The sequence below is a fragment of the Paenibacillus sp. J31TS4 genome, from assembly GCF_018403265.1.
Classification (GTDB): domain Bacteria; phylum Bacillota; class Bacilli; order Paenibacillales; family NBRC-103111; genus J31TS4.
Genome location: NZ_BOSI01000001.1, coordinates 12,786 through 34,305, shown reverse-complemented (window position 1 = coordinate 34,305; position 21,520 = coordinate 12,786). Strand labels below are relative to the sequence as shown.

General features: G+C 62.0%; 20 protein-coding genes. 3 read left to right on the top strand and 17 right to left on the bottom strand.

The features are described 5' to 3' along the window. Nucleotides 1-190 precede the first annotated feature (190 nt). Nucleotides 191-1,393 carry a DNA polymerase IV gene (locus tag KJS47_RS00160; RefSeq protein ID WP_249716248.1) on the top strand — a complete coding sequence of 401 codons (1,203 nt, stop codon included), beginning with the start codon at nucleotides 191-193 and terminating at the stop codon, nucleotides 1,391-1,393. Next, a complete protein-coding gene (locus tag KJS47_RS00155) occupies nucleotides 1,390-1,749 on the top strand; it encodes a YolD-like family protein (RefSeq protein ID WP_213521733.1) in 360 nt (119 codons plus the stop codon). The genes KJS47_RS00160 and KJS47_RS00155 overlap by 4 nt, the downstream gene beginning before the upstream one ends. A 428-nt stretch (nucleotides 1,750-2,177) precedes the next feature. Here the strand turns inward: KJS47_RS00155 and KJS47_RS00150 are convergent, their stop codons facing one another. The 5 genes from KJS47_RS00150 to KJS47_RS00130 all read right to left on the bottom strand — a co-directional run bounded on the left by KJS47_RS00150 (nucleotide 2,178) and on the right by KJS47_RS00130 (nucleotide 7,598). Then, the gene (locus KJS47_RS00150; RefSeq protein ID WP_213521731.1) at nucleotides 2,178-2,465 is read right to left on the bottom strand and encodes a stage VI sporulation protein F; all 288 of its coding nucleotides are present in this window, start codon (nucleotides 2,463-2,465) and stop codon (nucleotides 2,178-2,180) included. 71 nt (nucleotides 2,466-2,536) lie between these two features. Beyond that, the gene (gene recG, locus KJS47_RS00145) at nucleotides 2,537-4,588 is read right to left on the bottom strand and encodes an ATP-dependent DNA helicase RecG (protein WP_249716002.1); all 2,052 of its coding nucleotides are present in this window, start codon (nucleotides 4,586-4,588) and stop codon (nucleotides 2,537-2,539) included. A 4-nt stretch (nucleotides 4,589-4,592) separates the two neighbouring features. Further along, on the bottom strand, nucleotides 4,593-5,450 hold the full coding sequence (locus tag KJS47_RS00140) for a DegV family protein (RefSeq protein WP_213521727.1): 858 nt from the start codon (nucleotides 5,448-5,450) through the stop codon (nucleotides 4,593-4,595). A 45-nt stretch (nucleotides 5,451-5,495) separates the two neighbouring features. Continuing rightward, nucleotides 5,496-7,175, bottom strand: a complete 1,680-nt coding sequence (locus KJS47_RS00135; protein ID WP_213524889.1) for a DAK2 domain-containing protein — start codon at nucleotides 7,173-7,175, stop codon at nucleotides 5,496-5,498. 63 nt (nucleotides 7,176-7,238) lie between these two features. Further along, nucleotides 7,239-7,598, bottom strand: a complete 360-nt coding sequence (locus KJS47_RS00130; protein ID WP_213521725.1) for an Asp23/Gls24 family envelope stress response protein — start codon at nucleotides 7,596-7,598, stop codon at nucleotides 7,239-7,241. A gap of 197 nt (nucleotides 7,599-7,795) precedes the next feature. Between KJS47_RS00130 and rpmB the strand changes: the two genes are divergently transcribed. Next, nucleotides 7,796-7,984: a 50S ribosomal protein L28 gene (gene rpmB / locus KJS47_RS00125; protein WP_213521723.1), complete on the top strand. Its 189-nt coding sequence runs from the start codon at nucleotides 7,796-7,798 to the stop codon at nucleotides 7,982-7,984. A 202-nt stretch (nucleotides 7,985-8,186) separates the two neighbouring features. Here the strand turns inward: rpmB and spoVM are convergent, their stop codons facing one another. The 12 genes from spoVM to coaBC form a co-directional block, all read right to left on the bottom strand. After that, a complete protein-coding gene (spoVM, locus tag KJS47_RS00120; RefSeq protein WP_014652194.1) occupies nucleotides 8,187-8,267 on the bottom strand; it encodes a stage V sporulation protein SpoVM in 81 nt (26 codons plus the stop codon). A 347-nt stretch (nucleotides 8,268-8,614) separates the two neighbouring features. Continuing rightward, nucleotides 8,615-8,893 carry a hypothetical protein gene (locus KJS47_RS00115; protein WP_213521721.1) on the bottom strand — a complete coding sequence of 93 codons (279 nt, stop codon included), beginning with the start codon at nucleotides 8,891-8,893 and terminating at the stop codon, nucleotides 8,615-8,617. Then, entirely contained in the window at nucleotides 8,886-9,560 is a 675-nt protein-coding gene (gene rpe, locus KJS47_RS00110; protein WP_213521719.1) for a ribulose-phosphate 3-epimerase, read from the bottom strand. Before rpe ends, KJS47_RS00115 begins: the two co-directional genes overlap by 8 nt. 1 nt (nucleotide 9,561) lies before the next feature. Beyond that, complete coding sequence (rsgA, locus tag KJS47_RS00105; protein ID WP_213521717.1) at nucleotides 9,562-10,503, bottom strand: ribosome small subunit-dependent GTPase A; 942 nt, start codon at nucleotides 10,501-10,503, stop codon at nucleotides 9,562-9,564. A 4-nt stretch (nucleotides 10,504-10,507) separates the two neighbouring features. Continuing rightward, entirely contained in the window at nucleotides 10,508-12,589 is a 2,082-nt protein-coding gene (gene pknB, locus KJS47_RS00100) for a Stk1 family PASTA domain-containing Ser/Thr kinase (RefSeq protein WP_213521715.1), read from the bottom strand. A gap of 4 nt (nucleotides 12,590-12,593) precedes the next feature. After that, complete coding sequence (locus tag KJS47_RS00095) at nucleotides 12,594-13,352, bottom strand: Stp1/IreP family PP2C-type Ser/Thr phosphatase (RefSeq protein ID WP_213521713.1); 759 nt, start codon at nucleotides 13,350-13,352, stop codon at nucleotides 12,594-12,596. Nucleotides 13,353-13,360: 8 nt separating this feature from the next. Continuing rightward, on the bottom strand, nucleotides 13,361-14,434 hold the full coding sequence (gene rlmN / locus KJS47_RS00090) for a dual-specificity RNA methyltransferase RlmN (RefSeq protein WP_213521712.1): 1,074 nt from the start codon (nucleotides 14,432-14,434) through the stop codon (nucleotides 13,361-13,363). A gap of 322 nt (nucleotides 14,435-14,756) precedes the next feature. Next, on the bottom strand, nucleotides 14,757-16,166 hold the full coding sequence (gene rsmB / locus KJS47_RS00085) for a 16S rRNA (cytosine(967)-C(5))-methyltransferase RsmB (RefSeq protein ID WP_213521711.1): 1,410 nt from the start codon (nucleotides 16,164-16,166) through the stop codon (nucleotides 14,757-14,759). Continuing rightward, entirely contained in the window at nucleotides 16,163-17,134 is a 972-nt protein-coding gene (fmt, locus tag KJS47_RS00080) for a methionyl-tRNA formyltransferase (RefSeq protein WP_213521710.1), read from the bottom strand. The genes rsmB and fmt overlap by 4 nt, the downstream gene beginning before the upstream one ends. A gap of 4 nt (nucleotides 17,135-17,138) precedes the next feature. Further along, complete coding sequence (gene def, locus KJS47_RS00075; protein ID WP_213521709.1) at nucleotides 17,139-17,615, bottom strand: peptide deformylase; 477 nt, start codon at nucleotides 17,613-17,615, stop codon at nucleotides 17,139-17,141. Between the two features lie 139 nt (nucleotides 17,616-17,754). Further along, on the bottom strand, nucleotides 17,755-20,268 hold the full coding sequence (gene priA, locus KJS47_RS00070) for a primosomal protein N' (protein ID WP_213521708.1): 2,514 nt from the start codon (nucleotides 20,266-20,268) through the stop codon (nucleotides 17,755-17,757). After that, the gene (gene coaBC / locus KJS47_RS00065) at nucleotides 20,268-21,488 is read right to left on the bottom strand and encodes a bifunctional phosphopantothenoylcysteine decarboxylase/phosphopantothenate--cysteine ligase CoaBC (protein WP_213521707.1); all 1,221 of its coding nucleotides are present in this window, start codon (nucleotides 21,486-21,488) and stop codon (nucleotides 20,268-20,270) included. The genes priA and coaBC overlap by 1 nt, the downstream gene beginning before the upstream one ends. Nucleotides 21,489-21,520 lie beyond the last annotated feature (32 nt).

Genomic DNA, 21,520 nt, shown 5'->3' with positions numbered 1-21,520 from the left:
ACTCGCAAAATTTAACACCCGCTTAGTATGAAGCGGGCCGCCTCTTTTATTCCCGCCAGCAATTGCCACTTGAATAGAACGCATGTTCGCCATATAATGAGCATACCCTACATAAGAACATTTGTTCCACTTACCATACCGAAGGAGGAGTTCGGACGTGACGGAGGACCGGACGATTTTTCTTGTCGACATGCAGAGCTTCTACGCCAGTGTAGAGAAGGCCTCCTACCCGGAATACAAGAACCGGCCGCTGGTCGTCGCCGGCGACCCGGAGCGGCGCTCGGGCATTGTGCTGGCCGCCTGTCCACTCGCGAAGCAGCACGGCGTCTCGACCGCCCAGCGGCTGGGCGACGCTCTGAACCGCTGCCCCGGGCTCGTCGTCGTGCGGCCGCATATGCAGCGGTACATCGACGTGTCCATTCAGATCACGGAAATTCTGGAGCGCTACAGCGACCAGGTCGAGCCCTATTCGATCGACGAGCAGTTCGTCGACGTCACCGGGAGCCTGGGCTTGTTCGGCGAGCCGCTTGCCTTGGCCAAGGCGATGCAGCGCTCGATCAATCTGGAGACGGGCGTCTATGCGCGGGTGGGCATTGGTCCGAACAAGGTGCTGGCCAAGATGGCCTGCGACAACCTGGCCAAGAAAAACAAGGAGGGCATCTTCCACGTGACCCGGGAGACGATGCCGGAGGCGCTCTGGCCGCTGCCGGTCGGCTCCATGTTCGGAGCGGGCCGGCGGATGACCGCCCACTTCCAGCGCATGGGGATTCATACGATCGGCGAACTCGCGCGCTTCCCCCTCGCCCGGCTGCAGCAGTTGTGGGGCGTCAACGGCCACGTGCTGTGGATGACGGCCAACGGCATCGATCACTCGCCCGTTTCGCCGGGCACGCACGGGACGCAGAAGGCCATCGGCCATAACATGACGCTGCCCCGGGATTACCGGACGATGGAGGAAATTCGCGTCGTGCTGCTCGAGCTGAGCGAGGAGGTCGGCCGCCGGGCGCGCTACAAGGGGCTGATGGGCACGACGGTGTCGGCCGGCTGCCGGGGAGCGGACTTCGACCGCCCGAGCGGCTTCTCGCGGCAGATGAAGCTGGAGGATCCGACCCATTCCGCCAAGGATATTTACCGGGCGGCGTGCCGGCTGTTCGACGTCCATTGGGACGGCCAGCCGGTCCGCAGCCTCGGCGTCAACCTGGATCAGCTCCGGCCGGATCACCAATACCAGCTGGATCTGTTTCGCAACCGAGACAAGGAACGGCGGCTCGATGCTGCCATCGATGGGATCAAGGAGAGGTACGGGGCGGCCGCAATCGTCAAGGCGGCTTCGCTGAGCGAAGCTGGGCAGGCGTTCTACCGGGCTACCCGGATTGGAGGGCATGCCAAATGAGCGAGCTGAAGCGAGGCAACCTGCTGTGGGAATCGTCCCGGATGATGCTGCCGGAGCATAAGGAGCAGATTCTGAAGCACCGCAAGGAGCTGGGGCGCCGGGAAGCTCCCGAGCTCGACGAGCAGCGGCTGGAGCTGCTTGCCCGCAAACTGTCGAGCGCTGCGGCCTGGCATTCCCCCGTATGCGTCACGCTGTACGATCCGTATGAGCCCGTCCGGCTGACCGGAACCGTCGAGCATATCGACGCGCAGGCTCTCCGGGTCAAGCTTCGCCACCAGGACGAAGACGAGTTCACGTGGCTGCCGTTCAAGGATATTCTCGACATCGAGGAGGCGGCGTCCGACCCGGACGAATGAGCCCGCGCCGGTTTGCTGGGGTAGGATGGGCGCATGATTGGGACGGCATCAGTATACGGCCCATCGCCCTTGCCCATCGCGCCCGCCCCTTTCGTCGGGCCCACTGGCCCTGCTCGCTGGAACCTCCGGCGGCCTACCTGCCAGCCTACTCACCATCGTCGTCCTGCTCGTATGGCCCTGCTCGCCGGCCCTTCCCGTTGGCCTACCCGTCGGCCTACCTGTCAGCCTACTCGCCATCGTTGTCCTGCTCGTATGGCCCTGCTCGCCGGAACCCCCGGCAGCACACCCTTCGGCTCCCTTGTTGCCCATTCTCACCGGCCCTCTCGTTGGCCCATCCTCCCCTCCCCCGTCGGCTCACAAAGAAAGGACCGGCTGCTTTCGCAGCCGGTCCTTTCTTTCTGGATCCGAGAAGAGCAATCGTCCCGCCGTTACCGAAACATCCCCCACAGCTTCAATAGATGAAACGTGTTGGACGGGTCGATCTTCTGGGCGAGGACGAACTGCACGATATTGGAGGACTGCGACGGAGAAAGCGGTTCGTTCAGCGCTTTGGCCACCTTCGCCAAAAGCGTGCTCACCTTTGCCTTATCCTGCAAGTCGTACTTGGTGACACCGTCCAAAATCCTCTTGACCTTGTCCTTGGCGATCGGATTCTTCAGCTTGACCTTGATCCGCTCCACCAATTCCCTCGGTATCCCAAACTGCTGGTAGCTCATGTTCCACCTCCGCTCCCGCGATCTCTCCTAGTCTATGACCGGGAGCGGAGAATCTTGCCAGTCCTCATCGCCTAATCGAACGGGGCGCCCTGGAATACCTGCTCCTTCTGCAAGTAATCCCGAAGCGGGAGCCATTCAGCCGCCGTCCAGAAGTCCGGACGGCTCACCAGCTCCGCCGCATCCTCGCGCGCCTGCTCCAGCAGCTCAAAATCGCTGACCATGTCGGCCACCTTGAACTCGGGAACCCCGCTCTGCCGGGTGCCGAAAAACTCGCCCGGACCGCGCAGCTCCAGATCCCGCCGTGCAATCTCAAAGCCGTCGTTCGTTTCGGTCATGACACGCATCCGTTCCTTGCTGATCTCATTTTTCGGATCGGCGATGAGCACGCAGTACGATTGATGCTCGCCCCGCCCGACACGGCCCCGCAGCTGGTGAAGCTGGGACAGGCCGAAGCGGACCGCGTCATAGATGATCATGAGCGAGGCGTTCGGCACATCCACGCCTACCTCGATGACGGTCGTGGAGACAAGCACCTGCAGCTGGTTTTCGCTGAACGCCCGCATAAGCTCTTCCTTCTCCGCATTCGGAAGCCGGCCGTGCAGCAGGCCGACCTTGAGATCGGGGAAGTGATGGGTCAGCTGCGCATGGACGTCGATCGCATTCTGGACATCTAGCTTGTCGGACTCCTCGATCAGCGGACAGATGACATAAGCCTGCCGGCCTGCCGCCACCTCACGGCGGATGAAGCCAAGCACCCTCTCCAGCATGGTGTGGGGAACGCAGTACGTCTTGATCGGCTTGCGTCCCTTGGGCAGCTCGTCCAGCGTCGAGACATCCATATCCCCGAACGCCGTGATGGCAAGCGTACGCGGAATCGGAGTGGCGGTCATCATGAGCACGTCCGGATGCAGTCCCTTGCGGCGGAGAATCGCCCGCTGGTTGACCCCGAACCGGTGCTGCTCGTCCGTAATGACGAGGCCGAGACTGCGGAAAAACACGTCTTCCTGGATGAGCGCATGGGTGCCGACAACGACGTCGATCAGCCCCATCTGCAGCGCATCAAGAATTTCCCGGCGCTTGCGGTCCGTCAGGCTGCCGGTAAGCAGTGCCACCTGAATGCCGTAAGGGGCGAACAGCTTCTCGAGCGAACGCTTGTGCTGCTCGGCTAAAATCTCGGTCGGCACCATGAGCGCCCCCTGGTAGCCCGCCTTGACGACGGCGAACAGACAGACCGCTGCAACGACCGTTTTGCCGGCGCCGACATCACCCTGCAAAAGCCGGTTCATCGCATGGGGCTGTTTGAGATCCTCGAGCAGCTCGGCGATGACCTTTTTCTGCGCGCCGGTCAGTGTGAACGGCAGCGAACGGACGAACGCCCGGACGGCCGGATGGTCGACCGGAAGGGCTACGCCGTCCGATTTGCTGCGGCTCAATGCCCGATACGCCTGCATCTTCAGCTGGAAGAGGAACAGCTCCTCGTAAGCGATCCGCTTGCGGGCACGCTTGCCCTCGGCGGCATCCGTCGGCTGGTGCAGAATCCGGATGGCTTCGCCCCGCGGCATCAGGCCGTGCTTCGCCAGCAGGCCGGGCGGGAGCGTCTCGGGGAGCGACGGGCCATACGTCTCCAGTGCCTGGGCGATCGTCTTGCGCAGCCAGCTTTGCGTGATCGGCCCCGCAATTGAATAAACAGGCTGCAGCGTGTCGGTCCGGGCTGCTCCTTCCCTGCCGGGAAATTCGCATTCCGCCACCGTGATCTGCAGCCTTCGTCCGTCCCACTTCCCAGTGAGTACGATCGTCTCCCCGGGAACTAGGCGTTCCTTCAAATAACCTTGATTAAACCAGACCGCCGTCACGACGAACCGGTCCACGACCACCTTGCAGGACAGCCGGGATTTCTTCCGGCCGTACATCTGCAGGGCGGGCATGCCGTAAACTGTCCCCTCTACGGTGACCCGTTCTCCGTCCTTGACCTGCGATAAGTCCTTCAAGCTGTAGTCTTCGTAACGGAACGGATAATACTCCAGCAGGTCCTCGGCCGTCTCAATGCCGAGCAGAAGAAGGTCTTCGGCTTTCTTCGGACCGACGCCCTTCACCTGCCGGACTGGAATTTGTCTAACTTCCATGGCGTTACTCCACGAGTGCGAACACGGCGACTGTGCCGGGACCGGCATGCGTGCCGATGACCGGACCGATCGACGTGTACCCCAGACTGCTGACCTGGAAGTGCTGCCGGATTGAGGCGCTGAGCTCCTCGGCGGCAGGCATCGCATTGGCATGGGCGACGACCACGCGAAGCGTGCGGTCGTCTCCGACCTGCTTCTTCATCAGCTCCATGATGCGGGCCATCGCTTTCTTCGTGCCGCGGGCTTTGTCTATCGAATAGATGCTGCCCTCCTGGTCAATCGAAAGAATGGGCTTGATATTCAGCAGCGAGCCGAGAAGCGCGGAAGCTTTGCCGATCCGTCCGCCCTTCTGCAAATATTCCAGCGTATCCACGAGGAAGTAGAGGACCATATTGTCTCTCGCCTTCTCTACCATCGCCACAATCTCGTCCTTGGATTTGCCGTCGCGGGCCGCTTCAGCCGCAAGCACGACCAGCTGGCCGAAGCCGTAACAGGCCGAACGGGAATCGATCGTCGTAATGTCCGCGTCCTGCTCGAGCAGAGAGCGGGCCAATACCGCAGACTGGTACGTGCCGCTCATGGCGGAGGACAAGTGAATGGAGAGAATCGAGGCCTCCGGGTCCTCGGATAGAATGCGCTTATATAACTCAACGAAATCGACCGGCGAAGGCTGCGACGTGGTGGGCGGAGCCGACGATTGGGCCAGCCGTTCATAAAATTGCTCGGGTTCGATATTGACGGAATCCAGGAAGGTCTCGGTCCCCAGATGCACCTTAAGGGGCACAACCTCGATGCCGAGTTCCTGCCGGAGCTCTGCCGGAATATCCGATGTGCTGTCGGTAACGATGCGGACCCTGCTCACTAAATCACCTCATCTACAATATGGGAAGATGGCGAAAGCCGGGCATCATTCGACTGCAAACAAGTAGACGTACAGAGGCTGTCCGCCGTCATGAGTCTCGATTTCCGTCTCGGGATACGATTCGCCGATATACGCCTGCAGCTCTTCGGTACGGGCAGTCTCGGCATCCTCTCCGGACAGAATGGTGACGATGTCTCCTCCGTCCGCGAGCATCGCGTCCAGCAGCTGCTTGGACGTCTCCAGCAGATCCGGACGGGCGGCTACGATCCGGCCGTCGAAAATGCCCAGGTAATCGCCTTCTTTGATGGCGATGCCGTCGATCTCCGTATCCCGGACCGCAAAGGTCACCTGTCCCGATTTGATCTGCTGCAGAACGGCCGCCATCGCTTCCTCGTTGTCTTCCGGTGAAGCGGTCTCCTGGAACGCCAGCAGCGAAGCCATGCCCTGCGGGATCGTCTTGGACGGAATGACGATGACCGTCTTGTCCTCGACCAGCTCCTTCGCCTGGCGCGCCGCCATGACGATATTGGAGTTGTTCGGGAACACGAACACGGTCTGCGCCGGCACACGCCCGATCGCCTGGACAATATCCTCCGTGCTCGGATTCATCGTCTGGCCGCCGGCGATAATCTCCTGGACGCCGAGGCTCGAGAAGATCTCCCGAATGCCCTCGCCTGCGGATACCGCCACAAAGCCGTAAGGCTGCAGGGGCTTCGGCTGCTCGGACTCTTCCTCCTCCGTCTCGCTGACCGGCGCAAACCGCGGGTCATACTCGTTCGTCTGCAGAATATGGCTGTGCTGCTCGCGCATATTCTCAATCTTGATGCGCGTCAGCTCGCCGAACTTCATCGCGTAGTTCATGACGTCGCCCGGATGCTCGGCATGGATATGAATCTTGACGAGCTCGTCGTCGGCGACGACGAGGAGCGAATCTCCGAGCTTCTCCAGCTCCGTACGGAATCGGATCGCATCGAACGGAGCTCCAGCGGGCTTGCCGCTCTCCGAGCCCAGCTTGACCATGAATTCCGTGCAATAGCCGTGCTCGATATCCTCCGTCGCCAGCATGGACTGCGCGGTCGCATGGTCGTGTCCGGGCATGTCCGAAGAGGCCTGGACCGAGGCCGGCACATAGTCGGCGGCCGGAGCCTGTCCGGTCAGAGCGGCTACGAATCCTTCATATATAAAGATAAGTCCTTGGCCGCCGGCATCGACGACGCCGACCTGCTTGAGCACCGGCAGCATGTCCGGCGTCCGGGCAAGCGTCTCCTTGCCCGCCTTGAGAACCTCCTGCATGAGATCCACAATATCGGTCGCTCTGCGCGCATAGGAGGTCGCATGCTTGGCCGCTTCCCGCGCGACCGTGAGCACGGTTCCCTCGACGGGCTTCACGACCGCCTGATAAGCGGTGTCGACGCCTTTTTGCAGCGCGGCCGCGAACTGCTGAGGATTCACTTCCTCAAGCTCTTGGACCGACTTGGCAAAGCCGCGGAACAGCTGGGAAAGAATGACGCCGGAGTTGCCCCTGGCCCCCATCAGCAATCCTTTGGACAAGGCTTCTGCAGCCTTGCCGATATGGGCGCTCTGCCTGCGGGTCAACTCTTCTGCACCGGACGTCATGGTCAAATTCATATTGGTCCCGGTATCACCGTCCGGAACGGGGAATACATTCAATGCGTTGACGTTATTCACGTTCTTCTGCAAGCGAGAGGCACCCGACAACACCATGTGAATGAAATCTGTACCGTTTAGGGAAATGAAGCGCTTACTCAATCAGATTCTCCTTCCTGGCTAACGGGTTACACGAACGCCCTGGACTAAGATGTTAATATGGGCGACTTGAAGCCCAACGATCTCCTGCAGAACATACTTGACCCGGTTCTGCACGATGTGAGCAACCTCCGAGATCTTGGTGCCGTAGCTGACGATGATGTATAAATCGATGTGAACCCCGTCGGGCTCCCGCCGGATTTCGACGCCGCGGCTCAAGTTCTCGCGGCCGAGCAGCTCCGCAATTCCGTCCTTCAATTGCTTGCGCGAAGCCATACCGACGAGTCCATAGCATTCGAGTGCTGCCGAGCCGGCGATGACTGCGATGACTTCATCGCCTACATGAATGCTACCGTATTCGTTAGCCATTTGAATGGGCATGCAGATCAACACCTTTTTCATTCGTTTGATTAGGGATTAAGTCTCATTGTACTATAATAAAAAAAAGAAAGAAATGCAAGATCGCGGTTTTTCTGGCGTTGACTGTCCGAACTGGGCTATGCTAATATAATATGGTATGTATTAAGCTCGATTTTGGACTTAAGGTTACTCCGAAAGCCGCAAGAGGAGGTGTAGTCATGTCTCGCAAATGCTTCATTACCGGTAAAGCACCGAAATCCGGAAACAACGTATCCCACGCCAACAACAAGAGCAAGCGCTCCTGGGGAGTCAACGTACAAAAAGTCCGCATCCTCGTGGACGGCAAGCCGAAGCGCGTGTATGTTAGCACTCGCGCCCTGAAATCCGGCAAAGTGACCCGCGTGTAATTTACCCGCGGCGCATAGACAAAAAGCACCCTTTCCAGGTGCTTTTTTTTATTGCCCGGGCAAGGGCTAGCCGGCGGACGGGTGCGGAGCCGAACGGCCGTCCGCTCCCTTCGCCGTTCGGCTCCCGTCCCGGACCGACGCCGATTGGGACGTAGCCGGCCCCGGGCCGCTTCTCCCCGTCAGGCCGCGCCGCCAGGCAGCTTCAGTTTTTGCTGAAAGTGTTCAGGACCGCTTTGACAAACCCGCCCAAGAATTTAGGAAGTTTGATGGTATAGAATTTCATTTTGAACCCCTCCCGTGTGAATACTTGCGTGCCTGGGGAAGACTCGCTTACCCGCCTCATTACTATTACTTTATTCCGGGTTTGCTCAAAATGTGCCTGCCTTCCTCTCATTTCCGGCGGATCGCCCGCGGCGGCGGCGCCAGCCCGCATGCTCTTGTCACCAAGTGTATGCCGGCAGCGGCCGATGTATGCCCGGCAGTGGACCGCGAGACGGTCCCGATCGCCTCTCCTCTTCTTTAACAGCAAGCGCAGCGTCCATAAAAAAAAGGCCGGCCGGCAGGTTGCCGGCTGGGCCTTCGGGCAAGCGGATCAAACGGCTTGCAAGTTCCGCCTCGTCGTCTCGTGCTCTATTCCACGCCCTCCAGGAAGGCCGGATCGACAGGCCAGCCGTTGGCATGGGCGAGCAGAACATAGACAGGCGGAAGCAGGAACGAAAAGACAAGTGTCAAGACGACGAAGCCGATGCGGATGCCTTTCGTTTCAAACCGCTGAAAGAAATAAAAACCGATAACCAGTGCCCCGAGCGAGAACAAATGACGGGTGATCGAGCCCGGCAGCATGACGAAGACCGTCATCAGGGCCCCGGCCACGAGGCTGCAGAGAAGCAGCCAGCCTGCTTTACGCATCCCGCGCCTCTCCCCTCATCCGGATTTGCCGGATCGCCTCGGCCCGATCGGCGGCCCCGAAGACCGCGCTGCCGGCCACCAGCACCTCCGCCCCCGCCTCCACGACCTCGCGGGCATTCCCGGCCTGGATGCCGCCGTCGACCTCGATGAGAACGTCGGGGCGGCCCGCCTCGTCCAGCATGGCCCGTATTTCCCTGATCTTGGGCAGCATGGTGGCGAGGAAGGACTGGCCGCCAAAGCCGGGGTTGACCGTCATGACGAGGACGTAGTCGACCGCATCGAGCACGTGCCGGATGGCGACCGCCGGCGTGGCGGGATTAAGCACGACGCCGGCTTTGGCGCCGTTCTCGCGGATCTGGTGAAGCGTCCGATGAAGGTGCGGGCACGTCTCGGCGTGCACCGAGATCCAGTCCGCCCCGGCTTCGGCGAAGGCCGGAATGTAGGCCTCCGGCTTCTCAATCATCAGATGAACGTCGAGCGGCAGCCGCGTATGCGGCCGGATCGCTTTGACGATCGGCGGACCCAGCGTCAGGTTAGGGACGAAATGACCGTCCATCACATCCACATGAATCCAATCGGCTCCGGCCTGCTCCACTTCCCGGATGTCTTCCCCGAGCTTCGCAAAATCGGCCGAAAGAATCGAAGGCGCGATGCGCACGTTCCCCATGTCAATACCTCCGTTTTCTCTCTCGGATTTCGGTTAAAAACTGCAGATAATGCTCGTAGCGGGACTCCGCGATGCCGCCTTCTTCAACGGCTCGGCGGACCGCACAGCCCGGCTCCCGGTCATGCAGGCAGCCGCGGAACCGGCAGCCCTCGGACTCCTTCCGAATATCACGGAAACAGCCTCCCAGCTCATCCGCTTCGATCGAGGCAAAGTCGAGCTGGCTGAAGCCCGGTGTATCCGCGACCCAGCCGGAAGGCTCAAGCGGCATCAGCTCCACGTGCCGGGTCGTATGCTTGCCCCGGCCCAGCTTCTGGCTGATCGCGTTCGTCTCCAGTCCAAGCTCCGGCATCAAGGCATTGAGCAGCGACGACTTGCCGACGCCCGACTGCCCGGAGAACACGCTGATCCGGCCCTCCAGAAGCCGGCGGATCTCCTCCAGCCCGACGCCTTCCTTGGCGCTTGTCAGCACGATCGGGTACCCCATCCCGTCGCCGTAGACCGCGCGGATAGTCTCCACGATCCCTTGTTCGGCCGCCGACTCCGGTTGTTCGGAGACCGGCTGCCGGTCTCCAGGACGGGCGAGATCCTGCTTCGTCAGGCAGAGCACCGTATCCAGCCCCGCACATTCGATATGGACAAGGAATTTGTCCAGCAGATTGAGGCTGAGCGCGGGCTCAGCGACCGCGAACACAAGCACCGCCAGCTCCGCGTTGGCCACTTGCGGCCGGATGAGCTCGGAGGAACGGGACTTTACTTCGGTTACCGTCCCTTCTCCGTTGTCCGTCCATTCGAACTCCACCCGGTCTCCGACGAGCGGAGTGACATTCTTCTTCTTGAAGACTCCTCTCGCCCGGCACTGCACCATGGCGGTTTTATCCGAGGCTCCTTCCGGCAGCACGTAATAATAGCCGCTCAACGCTTTGACGATGATTCCATTCGGCATGCCGTTACTGTCCTCCTGTTCCCGGGGGGCGGCTCGGAGCTACGCCCTGCGGTTTGCCCGAATTGGCGGGCGGCTGGGTCCCGCCCGGCGACGGCGTCGGTGTCGGCGACGGGTTGCCGGAGGCGGGCTTGTCTTTTTGCTTCAGGTAATCGTCGTACGTGACGGTTCTTGTGTCCGCCAGAATGCCGTCCCGGAAAATCTGGATCACGGCGTTTTTCTCCTTGGTGACGACCACCGGCAGGTTCATCGTTTCCGGCTTGGAGACGGTGAAGGAGCGAAGCTCATAGTTGTCGTACTGGGCGTCGGTGACGTTGATCTTGTAAGAGGAAGTGCCTCCCTCCTTGGCCGGCTTGAGGTCTGTCAGCGAGACGACCATCTGTCCGGCGTCCGGCGGCGGTCCCGCGCTGACGTAGAGCACGATGTTGCTCGCTCCCGCGTCGACTTCCTGCCCCTTCTTGTACGGCCATTGATCGAAGATGACGCCCTTCGGCTGGGCAAAGGTCGGCTTCTCGATGAGTCCGTCCTTTCCGGGCGCCCGCTTCAGATTTGCATCCGCGAGCAATGCTTCCGCCTTCTCTACCGTCTCGCCGATCAGACCGGGCATCTTCGTTTTTTCTTTGCCCTTGCTCACCGTAAATTTCAACTGGATGGTCGTCGGATCGTACTGCTCGTTCGGTTTGGGCGACTGGTCGACAATGGTGCCCGGCTCCCCGTCGCCGAATTTCTCTTCGACGAGCACCCGGGATTTGTCGACGCCGAGCGCATAGATGTCGGCATTGACGTCGAGCCACTTCTTGCCCACGTAATTCTCCATCGTCTGCTGTTCGACTCCGCCGCTGACGAACAGCTTGATCGTCGATCCTTCCTTCACCGTCTTGACCTCGGCGGGAGGCGACTGCTCGTAGACGACATCCTTCGGCACGTCCTTGTTCGGCTTGACGATGACCTCCGACTTGAGATGGGCCGCCTCCAGTTCCTTTTGCGCGTCTTCAACGGTCTTGTTGACCGTATTGGGCAGCGTCACGTCCTTGATGATAAGATTGCCCTTTACATACTCGATGCCGCCCCATAAGCCCGCTGCCAGAACGAGGAACACAAGCAGCCAGACGGTCGGCTTCACCCACTTGGAGCTTTTCTTCTCCGGAGGCGTCGCGACCGGCTGCTCCTCGAGCACGAGCCCCCGGTCCGGCCGGATCGCCGGCACGATGCGGGTTTTCTCCGCATCGTCCAAATCCTCCAGATCGATCAGCTTGGGCTCGTTCAGCCGCTCCGGCAAGAGGCATGTGTCCAGATCGATGAGCATCTCGTGTGCCGACTGGTAGCGCGTCTCCGGATTTTTGCGCATCGCCTTGAGGATGATGTTCTCCACGCTCTGCGGGATAAGCGGATTGACCTTGCGCGGCTCCTCCACGTTCTCCTGCAGATGCTTCAGTGCTACGCTGATCGGACTGTCGCCGAGGAACGGCAGCCGTCCGGTCAGCATCTGATACAGCACGATGCCGAGCGAATACAGGTCCGACTTGGCTCCTGCAGCGATGCCCTTCGCATGCTCCGGCGAGAAGTAGTGCACGGAGCCGACGACAGAACCCGTCTGCGTAATGCTGGATTCGGTGCCCGCCCGGGCGATGCCAAAGTCCGTCACCTTCACCCGGCCGTTGCGGCCGATCAGAATGTTGTGCGGCTTGATGTCCCGGTGAATGATCTCGTTGGCGTGCGCATGCTCGAGTGCATCGCAGATCTGGGCGGCGATATGCACCGCTTCTTCCACCTGCAGCGGCGCCTTCTGCTTGATGAGGTCGTTCAGCGTCATGCCTTCGACGTATTCCATGACGATATAATGGTCGTCTTCCTGCTGGCCTACATCGTAAATGCTGACCACGTTCGGATGAGACAGCGAAGCGGCCGACTGGGCTTCCCGTTCGAACCGGTGTATAAATTCGTCATCGTGTACATACTGCTGGCGCAGCACCTTAACGGCGACATTGCGGTTCAGCAGCAGGTCGTGGGCTTTGTAGACGATCGCCATGCCGCCGCCCCCGACGCGTTCCAATAGTTCGTAGCGTCCCCCGAGTACCTGACCTATCACGCCATCACCTCATTCCTTCCGGAAGCCCGGGCTCGTTAATGAGCAGGACAACGGTGATATTGTCCTCCCCGCCCGCCTCCAGCGCGGCCTGGACGAGACGGTCCGCCTTGCGGTCGAACTCGTCCTCTCCGCGTAGAATGGCATTCAACTGCTCGCTGCCGACCGAGCCGCTTAGCCCGTCGGAGCACAAGAGCAGCATGTCGCCCCGGCTCCAGGACCGATGAAACAGGTCGATCTCGACTTGATCATCCGTGCCGAGCGCGCGCATGAGAATGTTTTTGCGTGGATGGTGCTTCGCTTCTTCCTCCGTGATCTGGCCCGTGCGGAACAGCACGTTAACAAGCGAATGATCTTCGGTAACCTGGCGAAAGCCTTCGCTGTCGGCCAGGTAAGCGCGGCTGTCGCCGATGTTCGCGATCACGAGCCGGTCCGCTGAGGCGATAGCAGCGACGACCGTCGTTCCCATTCCGTTATACTGCTCCTTGCCCTGGGCGAACGCGTAGACCGCCTGGTTCGCCTTCTGAATGGCGAGGCGGAGCGCCTCGCCGCATTCCTGCTCCGTCATCGAAGCGGTCAGCGTGCTACGCAGCTCCTGCTGGATAGCCTCAATGGCCATTTGGCTCGCGAGATCCCCCGCCTGATGGCCGCCCATGCCGTCTGCCACAATCCCGACGACAAAGCCCGCACAATCGGGCAGAACGGCGGTTCGGTCTTCGTTCACCGACCGGATCCGGCCGACGTCGCTTCGACTAGCAATCCTCATCCTCTACCTCACCTCTTACCAGTTTCCATGTGCTTGGCCCGCAGCTGACCGCAGGCGGCCGCTATGTCGCTTCCCTGTTCCCTCCGGATCGTGGTCGTGATTTTGTGCTTCTCCAAAATCCGTTGGAATTGGAAGATATCGTCCCGCGTACTCCGCACAAAATCGCGCTCCAGGACGAAGTTGACCGGAATGAGGTTGACATGGGTAAGCGGGATTTGCTGAAGCACCTGCCCAAGTTCCTCGGCATGCTCGGCCTGATCGTTCACTCCGCCCATGAGGGCGTATTCGAACGAAATCCGGCGCCCGGTTTTCTCGACGTAGTACTTGCACGCCTCGATCAGATCGGCGAACGGGAACCGCCGGTTCACCGGCATCAGCTTCGACCGCAGCTTGTCGTTCGGCGCATGGATCGAAATCGCCAGATTAATCTGAGTATCTTCATCGGCGAACCGGTAAATGTTCGGCACGATGCCGCTCGTCGAGACGGTGATGTGGCGCTGCCCGATATTGAGGCCTTTCTCGTGGATCATCACCCGCAGGAATTTCATGACGGCATCGTAGTTCTCGAACGGCTCGCCGATGCCCATGATGACGATGCTGCTCACCCGCTCGTTCGTGGCATCGAGAAGCTTTTGCGCTTTGACCACCTGAGCGATAATCTCGCCCGGCTGGAGGTTGCGCTTCAGTCCGCCGAGCGTCGAAGCGCAGAACGTGCAGCCGACCCGGCAGCCGACCTGCGTAGTGACGCAGATGCTGTTGCCGTAGTTGTGCTTCATGACGACCGTCTCGATCGCATGCTTGTCGTGCAGCTCGAACAGGAACTTGACCGTCCCGTCCTTCGAGCTTTGCCGGGCGATCTCGTCAAGCGTCACGAACAGGAACTGCTCCTTCAGCTTGTCGCGCAGCGGCTTGGGCAGGTTGCTCATCTCGTCGAAGTCGGTTACCCGCTTCACATACAGCCAGTCAAAGACTTGTCCTGCACGGAATGCGGGCTCCCCGTTCTCCTTCATCCATTCCTGCCATTCTTCAAATGTATGATCATACACAAACGGTTTGCTGTTTGTCGGTTCTGTCGCTTTCATGGTTTCATCCTTACTTTAATGGAAATGTCTTGCCGATCTTGTCTATTTTATCACAAGGATCCGGAAAGGAGAAACGGGAATCCTCACCGCTCTCCGTCCCGGCGCCGAGCTGCCGGAAGCCGCTGGGGACAAGGCACTCAGCCCGCCGCCAGCACAGCTGTCTTGCGGCCCGGAACGCCCGCCCTCGCCCGCAGGGAAATACGGTTTCCGTGCTGGTCCGGATAGGCCGGATAGTCCAGCTGGTTCGACGCCCGGGGGGAGACTCCCCCGTCCAACCGCCTTATCTAAAAAAAGCCCGGCCAGCGGAGGCCGGAGCGCGGCATCAGCCGTTCTCCTGCTTCCGCAGCCGGGCGATAAAGAACCCGTCCGAGTGAAATTGTTGGGGCAGCAGCTGGACCATGCCGCTGTCCGCCCCCGGCAGCTTGTCCGGTCCGAATACGTCCGCGGGAAGCGGCTCGAGCCGAAAGTCCGGATGGGCCTCGAGAAACTGCTTCACCATGCCGGCATTCTCCTCGCGCGCCGTCGTACATGTGCTGTAGACGAGCACGCCGCCCGGCTTGAGCAGGCCGTGCACCGCCTCGAGCAGCTCCTGCTGCACCTTCGCGACGGAAGCGATCTCGCTTTCCTCCTTCGCCCACTTGAGATCGGGCTTGCGGCGAATGACACCCAGCCCGCTGCACGGCGCGTCCAGCAGAATGCGGTCGAACGAGGCGGGCGGGTACTTGGCCGCCAGCTCCCGTGCATCCGTTACCTGCGTATCGATGCTCGTCAGGCCGAGCCGCTCCGCCTGCCGGCGGATCAACGCTTCCTTATGCTCGTGGACATCGCAGGCGACGATCCGGCCGCGGTCCTGCATCTTCTCCGCCAGATGCGTCGTCTTGCCGCCCGGTGCGGCGCAGCAGTCGAGCACGGTCATACCCGGCTCCGGCGCAAGCGCCTCGGCGACAAGCATCGAGCTCTCGTCTTGGACGGACAGCGCTCCGCGCTCGTACCAGGGCGAGTCCGCCATGTTGCCGGCACCGGCTACCCGAACGCCCGCCGGCGCGAGGGGAGAGGGCTCCGCCTCGTAGCCCGCTTCGCGAAGCTCGAGCACGAGCTCTCCGGCGGACTGCCGGAGAGCGTTCGCCCGCACGCTGACGGGAGGCGCTTCGTTATTGGCGGCACACAGCTTCTCCGCCTCCTCCGCGCCGTATTCGCGAATCCAGCGGGCGACCATCCATTCCGGATGGGAATGCTCGAGCGCGATCCGCTTCACGTCGGGCAGATCGGCCGGGAGCACAAGCGTCTCTCGCTGGCGCAGCACGTTGCGGAGGACGCCGTTCACCATGCCCGCAATGCCGGCGTGGCCGTGCTTCTTGGCCAGGTTGACCGCTTCGTTCACCGCCGCATGCGCAGGCACCCGGTCGAGATAATAAAGCTGGTAGAAGCTGAGCCGAAGCAGGCTCCGCACCCAAGGGTCCAGCTTGTGCAGTCCTTTGGGTACGAAGCGGGCCAGAAAGTAATCGATCGTGTTCCGGCGCTGGATCGTGCCGTACACGAGCTCCGTCGCAAATCCCGCTTCCCGGCGGTCGAGCTGGCTCTGACGCAGCAGCTGGTTCAGCAGGATGTTGCTGTACGCTCCCTCCTGCTCGACGCGCGTCAGCAGCTCCATCGCCAGCTCGCGGGCGCTGGCCGGCACCGCCGGCTTGCGGCCTGGCGGGCGGCTGCCGGGACGCCGGCCCTTGCCCGTCATCGGCGGCCGTCCGTTCCGGCGTCCGCCCGCTCGCCGAGCACGGTGCCCGCCGGCACGCTTGTCCCGCGCAGCAGCTGGGCGGCGCTCATCGCCTTCTTGCCCGCCGGCTGAAGCTCGGTCACGCGGAGAGCGCCGTCGCCCGTAGCGACCTCGATGTAGTCGTCGCCCGTGCCAATGACTGTACCCGGAACGGCTCCCTGCGGGACGGAAGCCGGCTTCGGCTTCCGGGCGGCCCAGATTTTGAGCACATCGCCGTTCCACGTCGTGAAGGCGCCAGGATGCGGATTGAGCCCGCGAATCTGGTTGAACAGCTCCATAGCGGGGCGCTCCCACCGGATCCACTCGTCCTCGCGCTTGATATTCGGCGCGAGTGTCGCTTCTTCGTGCGCCTGCGGCACTGCCGTCAGCTTCCCGACCAGCAGGTCGGGAAGCGTGCGGCGCAGCAGGTCGGCGCCCGCCTCGCTCAGCTTGTCGAACAGCGTGCCTCCGGTGTCCTCGTCGGTAATCGGCACCTCAACCTTGGCGAGCATATCGCCGGTATCGAGCCCCTCCGCCATGTACATGATGGTGACGCCGGTGACCGCCTCTCCGTTCAGAATGGCATGCTGAATCGGAGCGCCGCCGCGATACTTGGGCAGCAGTGAGGCGTGCACGTTGATACAGCCGTGCTTCGGCAGCTCGAGAATCGCCTTCGGCACGATCTGCCCGTAGGCCGCTGTGACGATCAGATCGGGCTGAAGCCCGGCTATCGCTTCCACCGCCTCGGAACGGCGGATGCGCTCGGGCTGCAGCACCGGCAGGCCGTGCCGGAGCGCCGCTTCCTTCACGGGCGGCGGGGTCAGCACCTTTTTACGGCCTTTGGGACGGTCAGGCTGGGAAACGACTGCGGTTACCGGGTACCCCTCCTGCAGCAGCATCTCGAGAACGGGGACGGCGAAGTCCGGCGTCCCCATGAATACGATGTTCACAGGATCACTCCTCCGGCTCGGCTTCGTTCGGATAGACCTTGGAGGCCAGATCCGTGAAGAGGACGCCGTTCAGATGATCCACCTCGTGCTGGATGCAGCGCGCCAACAGTTCCTCTCCGGTTATCGTGATTTCTTCGCCATTCCGGTTGAGTCCCTTGACGGTCACTTTGTTGGCGCGCCGTACGTCGCCGCTTAGGCCCGGGATGCTGAGGCAGCCTTCGGGTCCGAGCTGCTCGCCTTCCTTGCTGACGATCTCCGGGTTAATCAGCTCGATGAGTCCGTTGTCGTCGCCTACGTCCATGACGATCACCCGCTTCAGAATGCCGACCTGCGGAGCGGCGAGTCCGACGCCCTGTGCGTCGTACATCGTCTGCGCCATGTCGTCAAGCAGCTTGTGGATGTTCGGCGTAATTTTGGGTACGGGCTTGCAGACCTGGCGGAGAACCGGATCGGGGTCTTTCACAATGATGCGCAATGCCATAAGTAAGCACCTTCCTTAAGTGGTTTCCTTCTATATATGACAGCCGGTCGGGAGAGCGTTCCCGGGACGGCGTTCTTCCTGTCGGTTTAAGCTCCTCTTCTATGGACCCTCTTTGCGGGAAAAGGATAGGCCGTCTCCGCTACATGAGCAGCTGCGGATCGACGTCAATGCTGATCTGCATGTTCTCCTTGCGGACCAAATCGTCGTAAGCCGCGGCTGCCTCACGGATCCAATCGGTCACGCGGGCGTCTCCCCGATATTTTATCATGCATTGAAACCGATATCTATCTTTGATCCGGGAGATGGGCGAGGCGACGGGCCCGAGCACTTCCATCGCAGCCGCGCCTTGAAGCCCGCGGCTCGCGGCCGCCCGTTCCTTGAGCCGGCTCGCGAAGCCTTCGGCGGTCCGAACCAAGAGCGGCACCTGCTCATGGGCAAAGGTCACGAGAATGAGCCGACAGTACGGCGGGTAGCCGTGCATGCCGCGCGTCTCGAGCTCGGTCCCAACGAACGCCAGGTAGTCGTGCCGGCTCGCGCACTGTACGCTGTAATGCTCCGGCGTATACGTCTGTACGAACACCTCGCCCGGCAGCTCGTGCCGGCCCGCCCGGCCCGCCACTTGGGTCAGCAGCTGGAACGTCCGCTCCCCGGCCCGAAAATCGGGTAGGTTCAGAACGGTATCCGCAGCAATAACGCCGACCAGCGTCACGAGCGGGAAGTCGAGCCCCTTGGCCACCATCTGCGTGCCCAGCAGCACATCCGCCTGCCGGTCGCGGAACTGGCCAAGCAGCTTCTCGTGGGCCCCCTTCTCCGACGTCGTGTCGACGTCCATCCGGATGACCCGGATGCCGGGGAACAGCTTGGCCAGCTCTTCCTCCACCCGCTGCGTCCCCGTGCCGAAGTAGCGGATATGCTCGCTTCCGCAGCTCGGACAGAGCTCGGGCTGCCGCTCGGCGTAGCCGCAGTAGTGGCAGCGCACCGTCCGGGAGTTCTGATGATAGGTCAGCGAAATGTCGCAGTGCTCGCACGTCAGCGTATAACCGCACGTCCGGCACATGACGAACGTCGAGTAGCCGCGGCGGTTCAAGAGCAGGACGGTCTGCTCCTTCCGCTCGAGCCGATCCTCGATCGCCTGGTGAAGCGGCCGGCTGAACATCGACCGATTCCCTTCCTTCAGCTCCTCCCGCATATCCACGATCCGGACGGGAGGCAGCGGGCGCCCCTCGACCCGGCTGTCCATCGTCAGCAGAGTGAACGGGCGCCGGAAGGCGTCCTCCTCGCCCGACGGACCGGCTTGCCAGGCCGTCTCCCCGGAGGCGCGGGCATAGCTTTCGAGCGAAGGCGTCGCGGAGCCCAGTACGACGGCAGCCCCGAACGACTGCGCGCGCCGGATGGCGACATCCCGCGCGTGGTATTTGGGAGCGTCCTCCTGCTTGTAGCTGGTCTCGTGCTCTTCGTCAAGAATAATCAGTCCAAGGGAGGCGAATGGAGCGAATACCGCGGAACGTGCCCCGATGGCGACGCTGACCTGGCCCGAAGCGATTTTGCGCCATTCGTCGTACCGCTCGCCCTGGGACAGGCGGCTGTGCAGCACCGCCACCCGCTCGCCGAACCGGCCTTTGAACCGCTCCACCATCTGCGGCGTCAGCGAGATCTCGGGAACGAGCACGATCGCTTCCTTCCCCAGATCCAGACAGCGCTGGATCGCCTGCAGATAGACCTCCGTCTTGCCGCTTCCGGTCACCCCCCGCAGCAGGAAAACCTCGTGCCGGGCCCGGTCGATCGCCTCCGCGATCGGCGTATAGGCTAGCTGCTGCTCAGGCGTAAGCGCCATCGGCTCGGTCCGCTTGAACGAGCGGCCGGCGTACGGATCGCGCAGCACTTCCTCCTCGCGGATAGCGAGCCAGCCTTTTTCCGCCAGGCTCTTGACCGTTCCGGCGCCCGTACCGAGCTGCTCGCACAGCTCGGCCAGCCCGACGGGCTCGCTGTGATCGGCGAGATAGGCGAGCACTTCCTTCTGCCGCTTCGCATTCACAGGCAGCTCCTCGGCCGCCAGGCGCAGCTCCTCCGGCTCCTTCTCGACGAACACGGTCAGCCTCGTCTTCACGCGAAGCCGGTCATGGATCGCTTTAGTCTCGCGGAAGAGGCCGCCTGCCGTCTGTTCCTTGATCCAGCCGCTGAGCGCCGGGTACCTCGCGACCAGGTCGTCGAGCTTCACAGAGCCTTTCGCCTGCACCCAGCGGACCGCCTCGAGCTGCTCGGGCACGAGGAACGCCAGCTCCTCCGGCCGATGCTCGGCAACGCTGACCAGCCGTTCGTATTTGGCCTTGAGCGCACCCGGCACCATCGCCTGCAGCGCGGTGATCTCGCGGCACAGATAGGAGCGGCTCATCCAGCGGGCCAGCTCCACGAGCTCCTCCGTCAGCGGCGGATGCGAATCGAGCACGGAGCCGATGTCCTTCAGCTTCCGGACGTCGGGCACGTCCGGCCGGTCGACCAGCCCAACCACAAACCCCTGAAGCACCCGGCTGCCGAAGGGGACCCCTACCCGGCTGCCGACGGCGACCCATGGCGCGAGCTCGGCAGGCACCCGGTAATCGAACGGGCGGTCCGTCTGCTTAGCCGGCACATCGACGATCACCTTGGCATACATCAGCTCGTGCCTCCTCCCGGCTGGGACATCCGGGAAGCGGCCAGCTTGAGAATCCTCCGGGCGACCTCCTGCTTGGCCAGCACCGGGAGTTCCTCGACGACCCCGTTCTTATCGAAGATGGTAACGATATTCGTATCAGTGCCGAAGCCTGCGTCGTCCTTGGAGACGTCGTTGGCGACCAGCAGGTCGCAGTTTTTGCGCACCAGCTTGTCCATCGCATAGCCGGCGACGTTCTCCGTCTCGGCCGCAAAGCCGATGACGAGCTGTCCCGGTTGCTTGCGCTCGCCGACCATCTGAAGGATGTCCGGATTTTTGACGAGCCGCAGCGTCAGCACCTCGTCCTTTTTCTTGATCTTTTGGTCGGCCGTAACCTCAGGCCGGTAATCGGCAACGGCGGCCGCCTTGATGACGAGGTCGAGCGCGGGCAGCCGGTCCAGCACGGCCGTCTTCATATCCTCGGCGGACTGCACCGGGACCAGCTCGACGCCAGCCGGCACCGGGAGCGCCGACGGCCCGCTGACGAGCACTACTTCGGCTCCCATTGCCCGGGCCTCTTCCGCCAGTGCATACCCCATCTTGCCCGATGAATCGTTCGTCAAATAACGGACGGGGTCCAACCGTTCGATGGTGCCGCCGGCCGTCACGAGCACCCGCTTGCCCTGCAGCGTCCGATCCGGCGTGAAGAACGCCTGCACAGCCGCGACGATCTCCTCAGGCTCCATCAGGCGTCCCTTGCCGACATAGCCGCAGGCGAGCTGGCCTTCACCCGGCTCGAGGAACCTGACCCCTCTTCGGCGCAGCAGGTCCATGTTCGCCTGGACGGCAGGATGGGCGTACATATGCACGTTCATCGCCGGGGCGACGAGGATCGGCGCCGTCGTGGCGAGCAGCGTCGTGCTGAGCATATCGTCCGCCAGCCCGTGGGCGAGCTTGGCGATCACGTTGGCGGTCGCCGGCGCGATCAGCACCAGATCGGCATGATCGGCCAGGTCGATGTGAGAGACGACCGCCGGGTCCTGCTCGTCAAACGTATCGGTGACTACCCGGTTGCGCGACAGCGTCTGCAGCGTCAGCGGGGCGAGGAATTTCGTCGCCGACTCCGTCATGATGACATTCACCTTGGCGCCGGCCTGCGCCAGCTTGCTGCAGACGGCCGCGGCCTTGTAGGCTGCGATGCCCCCGGACACTCCCAGCAGAATCGACTTTCCCTTAATCGTCATAGTCTCCACTCCCTCGTTTCGTAAAGCCGGCG

Bases quoted from the DNA above. Each gene is read 5' to 3' on its own strand.
- spoVM (WP_014652194.1), bottom strand. From the start codon at position 8,267: ATGAAATTCTATACCATCAAACTTCCTAAATTCTTGGGCGGGTTTGTC.
- KJS47_RS00135 (WP_213524889.1), bottom strand. From the start codon at position 7,175: ATGGTGTTGTCGGGTGCCTCTCGCTTGCAGAAGAACGTGAATAACGTC.
- KJS47_RS00095 (WP_213521713.1), bottom strand. From the start codon at position 13,352: ATGAGGATTGCTAGTCGAAGCGACGTCGGCCGGATCCGGTCGGTGAAC.
- KJS47_RS00150 (WP_213521731.1), bottom strand. From the start codon at position 2,465: ATGAGCTACCAGCAGTTTGGGATACCGAGGGAATTGGTGGAGCGGATC.
- coaBC (WP_213521707.1), bottom strand. From the start codon at position 21,488: ATGACGATTAAGGGAAAGTCGATTCTGCTGGGAGTGTCCGGGGGCATC.
- KJS47_RS00115 (WP_213521721.1), bottom strand. From the start codon at position 8,893: ATGCGTAAAGCAGGCTGGCTGCTTCTCTGCAGCCTCGTGGCCGGGGCC.
- rsgA (WP_213521717.1), bottom strand. From the start codon at position 10,503: ATGCCGAATGGAATCATCGTCAAAGCGTTGAGCGGCTATTATTACGTG.
- priA (WP_213521708.1), bottom strand. From the start codon at position 20,268: ATGTATGCCAAGGTGATCGTCGATGTGCCGGCTAAGCAGACGGACCGC.
- def (WP_213521709.1), bottom strand. From the start codon at position 17,615: ATGGCATTGCGCATCATTGTGAAAGACCCCGATCCGGTTCTCCGCCAG.
- rlmN (WP_213521712.1), bottom strand. From the start codon at position 14,434: ATGAAAGCGACAGAACCGACAAACAGCAAACCGTTTGTGTATGATCAT.
- recG (WP_249716002.1), bottom strand. From the start codon at position 4,588: ATGGAAGTTAGACAAATTCCAGTCCGGCAGGTGAAGGGCGTCGGTCCG.
- KJS47_RS00130 (WP_213521725.1), bottom strand. From the start codon at position 7,598: ATGCCCATTCAAATGGCTAACGAATACGGTAGCATTCATGTAGGCGAT.
- rpe (WP_213521719.1), bottom strand. From the start codon at position 9,560: ATGGGGAACGTGCGCATCGCGCCTTCGATTCTTTCGGCCGATTTTGCG.
- KJS47_RS00160 (WP_249716248.1), top strand. From the start codon at position 191: ATGCAGAGCTTCTACGCCAGTGTAGAGAAGGCCTCCTACCCGGAATAC.
- rpmB (WP_213521723.1), top strand. From the start codon at position 7,796: ATGTCTCGCAAATGCTTCATTACCGGTAAAGCACCGAAATCCGGAAAC.
- KJS47_RS00155 (WP_213521733.1), top strand. From the start codon at position 1,390: ATGAGCGAGCTGAAGCGAGGCAACCTGCTGTGGGAATCGTCCCGGATG.
- rsmB (WP_213521711.1), bottom strand. From the start codon at position 16,166: ATGACGGGCAAGGGCCGGCGTCCCGGCAGCCGCCCGCCAGGCCGCAAG.